Here is a 4,902-nt window from a genome sequence, read left to right on the forward strand (position 1 = left end):
TCCCCGCGTAACGCTTCCAAGGCTACACGGCTTTTGAATTTGGAATCATACGACTTTTTCATAAAACGCCCTCCTTTTCCAAGTTAATTTACGGGCATTTTACACCAAGTCAAGTTGTCCAGTTTTTGGGGCCAACCGCATTCCACGACAAAATGGGGCACTCGGCAGTACATGAATATTTGCAAACTTTACGAAGGTGGTATAAGGTAAAAAGGCGGGAGGCTCCGCCTTCGCAACCGACCTGCTCCTCCGGAGCTCGCAGGTCGGTCGGTCGCTTCGGCTGCGACAACTCACGTTTGTCATCTGTAATCGCTCAGAAACAAATGTGCGCAAAATATCGGACACTGCCTCATGAAGAACACGATTCAGATTCTGTCGATTTTTGGAGCGCTCGCACTGTTTACGCTGCCGGCTTCGGCGGGCAGCCCGCCGCATCACCGCAACGAGGGGGTGGGACTGGCGACGGACATCGTCCGGCTGGTCAAAACAATCATCAGCCCGCCGGCGGTGGTGGTGACTCCGCCGGTCGTGACGACTCCGGCGCCGGTGGTGGTGGCTCCGCCGCTCGTGGCCACACCAGCTCCGGTGGTAGTGGCTCCGCCGGTCTGGACGCCTCCGCCGCCGCACCATTTCCGCGGCCCGGAGCGGCGGCCGGCACCGCCGCGTCCGCCTCAGGGCGGACGACGCTGAATACAGCGCCCAAAGAGAGGGAAAGAGCTTCCTCTCTCTTTTCGTTTAATTCACGTAGAAATAATAGGGTTCAAACCCCGTCTCCTCACGGATATCCGCCAGGGACATGGTGGAAACGTGTCCATCGGTCCACCCCACATTGTTGCGACCGCCGTGGATTGCGATGGAGTTCGCGCCGGTTGCGGAATTGGAGTCCCACATGCCGACGGGAGTCCGAGTCGAATTTACCGTCTCCGTGAAAAGCATTTTCGCCCGGCGCAGCCGGGGGACGGTCAGGAAATTGATCTGTTCGCTGACCGTGACGCAGGCTTCCTCGCCGTAATAGTCGATCCAGACCTTCATTCTCGGGACTCCGTAACTGTTGCTGGCGAAAGAGGTCTCATTCAGGTTGGTCAGCGAAGGGCAGCGGGCCGTTTTCATGGCATCCCGGAACGTCGCCAGATTCTCCGGACCCGAAGCGCTCATCTGCGTCATGGTTCCATTGAAGAAATTCAGATAGAGAATTCCGGCGAGCGTGACGTTCTTATATTCCTTGAGGTTTCCCGCGCTGGTTTTGCCGACACACGCCAGCGACGAAGCCCGGGAGGGCCAGTACCCCTTGTACGAATCCGCATACATTCCGATATAATTCAGGCATTGTTTCTGGTTGGCCATGCACTGGGCGCTCATCGCTTTTTCCCGTGCCTTGTTCAACGCGGGCAGAAGCATGCTTGCCAGAATTGCGATGATCGCGATTACTATGAGCAATTCGATCAAGGTAAACAAAGGCGAGTTCGACCGGCCGGGCTCCGGGAATCCGGGCCGGAAAACGCGGCGGAAATTCATCTGGTTCGAAACTGCGGTCTGGTTCATTTCTCTACTCCTATGATAAAATTCCACTCCTATGATAAAATTCCACTCCCATGATAAAATTCCACTCCTTTTCCTGAATGAGTTTTGAAAGGCAATTTCATTCGTCATGCCGCCCCCGGGCAGGACAAGATCACGTTCCTTTGCGGTCCCCCCCGCGGGACCGCGTCAATCCCCCAACCAATCCTCCATCGCCATGCGGCGGAACCGGCTTTCGATGCACCTTCACCCTTTCACCGCGCCGATCAGCAGTCCACGCATCATGAATTTCTGCCCGAAGAGGAAGATCAGCAGCATCGGAATCACCATAATCACCGAACCTGCCATCAGCAAAGTCCATTCAACATGACCGCCCGTACTCATTTCGTTGAACTTGGACAGCGCGACCGGCATGGTGAAGAGTTTCGTCGAATGAGCGACGATCAAAGGCCACATCAGACTCCTCCAGCTGCCCATGTAGGTCAGAATCGCCAGCGTCAGAAGCGAGTTGCGCGACAACGGCAGAATCACATTCCAGTAGATGCCCCAGTGGCCGCACCCGTCGAGCATGGCGGCCTCCTCCAGATCGCGCGGCAGGCTCAGAAAGAACTGGCGCAACAGAAAAGTGCCGTACGCGCTGAACAGTCCCGGCGCGATAAGGGCAGCGTAGGAATTCACCCAGCCGAAGGACCGCAGAATCAGAAACAGCGGAATCATCGTCACGGTGGACGGAATCATCAACGTCATCAGGTAACCGAGAAAGATCTGATCCCGACCAAAAAAACGCATCCGTGCAAAGGCGTAGGCCGCCAGGCTGCTGGTAAACACCTTCCCTCCGGTCACGCTCAGCGTCACGAACAGGCTGTTCAGAAAGCTACGCAGGAGATTCCCTTCGACCAGCACCTTGCGGTAGTTGCTGAAGTCGAAGGTGAATCGGAACAGCTCCCGGAGATTGGAGACATCCGTCTCTGGCGGCTTCAAGGAGGTGAAAACCATCCAGAGCAACGGAAAAATCGTCGTGGCCCCGATCACCGTAAGCGCCAGGTAGATCGGCAGATTTTCGCATTTACGCCTCATTGTTCCTCCCGCCGAACCGCCAGTTGATCAGTGTAATAAGCAGCACAATCGCAAACAGCACCAGGGATATGGCAGCAGCATACCCCATGTTGAACCAGACGAAACCGTGATTGTAGATATAGTAACTCAGCGTCGTGGTCGATCCGGCCGGCCCGCCCTGCGTCAACACGAAGGCGCTCTCGAAACCACCCTGAAATCCGCCGATCACCGACATGATGAAAATGAAGAACGTCGTCGGCGCCAGCGAAGGAACCGTGATATGCCGGAACTGCTGAAACGCATTCGCGCCATCCACTCTGGCCGCCTCGTAATATTCCGGAGGAATGTTCTGAAGACCGGCGAGATAGAGCAGCATGTTGCCGCCGCCCATCGCTCCCCAGAGGCTGATCAACATCAGCGTCGGTTTCGCCCAGTAGTAGTCGGTAAGCCACGGCGGCCCGGGAATCCCGACCCAGCGGAGCAGCTGATTCAGGATCCCCAGTTCGGGAGCAAAAATCATTCCCCAAAGCAGATACATGCCGACGCCGCCGCAAATGGTCGGCAGATAGAAGATGGTCCGATAGAGAGAGAGAAACTTCAGGCGACGGTTCAGCATTATCGCGATCAGCAGGGAGATTAGCATGTTCAGCGGAATGCCGATCATCAGGAAGAGAGTGTTACCGAGAAAATGCCAGAACTCCGGATCGTTCGCCTTCCATTCGCCGCCCTCGCGATAGAAGCCGAGCAGATCGCGAAAATTTTCCAGCCCCACGAACACCGGCGGGTGGAAAATATCCCAGCGAAACAAGCTCAACGCAAACGCGAAAAAAAGCGGAACCAGCGTGAATACCAGAAACCCGGAGAGATTCGGGGTCAGGTAACACCAGGCGATCAGATTGCGACGCAGAGTCTTATTCATGGTCCGACACTCCCGCAGTTTTCTTATGTTCCAGGATTTTCGCACGACGGCGGTTGATTTCGGCAGCACATTGCCTCATCGCCTCTTCCGGAGTCATTGTGCCGAGCAGCACGTCGGCGGAAAAACGGTCAAACACGGCGGAGAGTTCCTGCAGATTGGGTACGCGCGGCATCGGCGTCAAAAGCCGGAGCACCTTGTGCATCACCTTGAAATTGCAGGGCTGATCGCCGCGGGAATCGATATATTCCGCCGCATACACCTTGTTTGCCGGAAAGCATCGCCGGGCCATCGCCATCTGAAACGCCCTGCCCTGAAAGAATCGGCACAAACGCCACGCCTCTTCCGGATGACGCGTCTCCCGGGAAATGCAGATCGCCTGGCTACTGGCCCATTGCGCCTGGCATTTCACCTTCGGCAGCAGGGTGACGCCCCAATCCATTCCGGCGAACACATCGTACATGCGATCCTGCCGCATTGTGGTGCATTGCAGCATCGCCACCTTCTCCTGCTTGAACATCCCCAGGATATCCGAACCGAGCTCACTCTTGTCCACCGCGTTCGGCACCAGACGTTCCTCGTTCATCAGTCTTAAATTGGTGCGGAAATAGTTCACCATTTCCGGCGTGTCACAGTCGGCGCGACCAGTTTCCGGATCGAACACCCGCGCCCCGAACACATCGTAACTGAGCCCCTGATTGATGGCAAACCGAACGGTCCTGCCCTCCGCATCCCGTTTCACCAGTTTCCGGGCGACAGACAGGAACTCGTCGAAGGTCCAGTCATCCTCCGGATCCCTCAGCCCCGCTTCCCGGAAAAGTTTGCGGTTGTAGATCACAAAGCTGGCGTCGATGCCGTACGGCAATCCGTAAAAACGCCCGTTTCTCCGGTACAGGGCGAGTATTTCCGCAGGGTAGAGAGAAAGATCCACCTCCTTCCGGATCCGGTCGGTTATATCGAGAAACACATCGCGGTCGGCAAATTCCGCAAAGGACTGCCCCATCCACATCAGGTCAGGAGGATCGCCGCCGGCGATCATCACGGTCACTTTCTGGTAGAATTTCCCGCTGGTTTCCAGCAGCTTCACACGGATATCCGGGTTGAGCTTCTCAAATTCCGCAACCGCATTCCGGTAAATCGGCGTCAACGTCACCCCGGAGGGGACAGCCAGCACCAGCTCCGTCCGGGCGTCGTTCTCCTCGCCGCCCTCTCCGACCGTCGAAATCAAACCGATGCCGAGAATGGCATAGGCCATGAAGGCGGCCGCCCACAACAGAGTGCTCCAGTGTTTTCGATTCCTCATGTCGGTCTCATCCCGTTGATTTTCGATCTGTTTTAATTTTACCCCAGATCGACGGAAATGTCAAGTGGAAAATATATGATTTTAGGATTTTTTTGATATTTTTGCTTTT

5 protein-coding genes are annotated in these 4,902 nt (G+C 56.0%); 1 reads left to right on the forward strand and 4 read right to left on the reverse strand.

All coding sequences use genetic code 11. From position 1 onward, the window contains the following. The first annotated feature begins 351 nt into the window (after nucleotides 1-351). Complete coding sequence (locus tag ACMLHG_RS13895) at nucleotides 352-690, forward strand: hypothetical protein (protein ID WP_417170878.1); 339 nt, start codon at nucleotides 352-354, stop codon at nucleotides 688-690. A 45-nt stretch (nucleotides 691-735) separates the two neighbouring features. Here ACMLHG_RS13895 and ACMLHG_RS13900 read toward each other — a convergent pair whose 3' ends face one another. The 4 genes from ACMLHG_RS13900 to ACMLHG_RS13915 all read right to left on the reverse strand — a co-directional run bounded on the left by ACMLHG_RS13900 (nucleotide 736) and on the right by ACMLHG_RS13915 (nucleotide 4,793). Beyond that, on the reverse strand, nucleotides 736-1,542 hold the full coding sequence (locus ACMLHG_RS13900; RefSeq protein WP_417170879.1) for a prepilin-type N-terminal cleavage/methylation domain-containing protein: 807 nt from the start codon (nucleotides 1,540-1,542) through the stop codon (nucleotides 736-738). Between the two features lie 222 nt (nucleotides 1,543-1,764). After that, nucleotides 1,765-2,595, reverse strand: coding sequence for a carbohydrate ABC transporter permease (locus tag ACMLHG_RS13905; RefSeq protein WP_417170880.1), 831 nt, complete (start codon nucleotides 2,593-2,595; stop codon nucleotides 1,765-1,767). Beyond that, on the reverse strand, nucleotides 2,585-3,493 hold the full coding sequence (locus tag ACMLHG_RS13910; RefSeq protein WP_417170881.1) for a carbohydrate ABC transporter permease: 909 nt from the start codon (nucleotides 3,491-3,493) through the stop codon (nucleotides 2,585-2,587). The genes ACMLHG_RS13905 and ACMLHG_RS13910 overlap by 11 nt, the downstream gene beginning before the upstream one ends. Continuing rightward, the gene (locus tag ACMLHG_RS13915) at nucleotides 3,486-4,793 is read right to left on the reverse strand and encodes an ABC transporter substrate-binding protein (protein ID WP_417170882.1); all 1,308 of its coding nucleotides are present in this window, start codon (nucleotides 4,791-4,793) and stop codon (nucleotides 3,486-3,488) included. Before ACMLHG_RS13915 ends, ACMLHG_RS13910 begins: the two co-directional genes overlap by 8 nt. Between the last annotated feature and the right edge of the window lie 109 nt (nucleotides 4,794-4,902).

Origin of the sequence: Victivallis sp., from assembly GCF_048170485.1 — a bacterium.
Taxonomy (GTDB): domain Bacteria; phylum Verrucomicrobiota; class Lentisphaeria; order Victivallales; family Victivallaceae; genus Victivallis.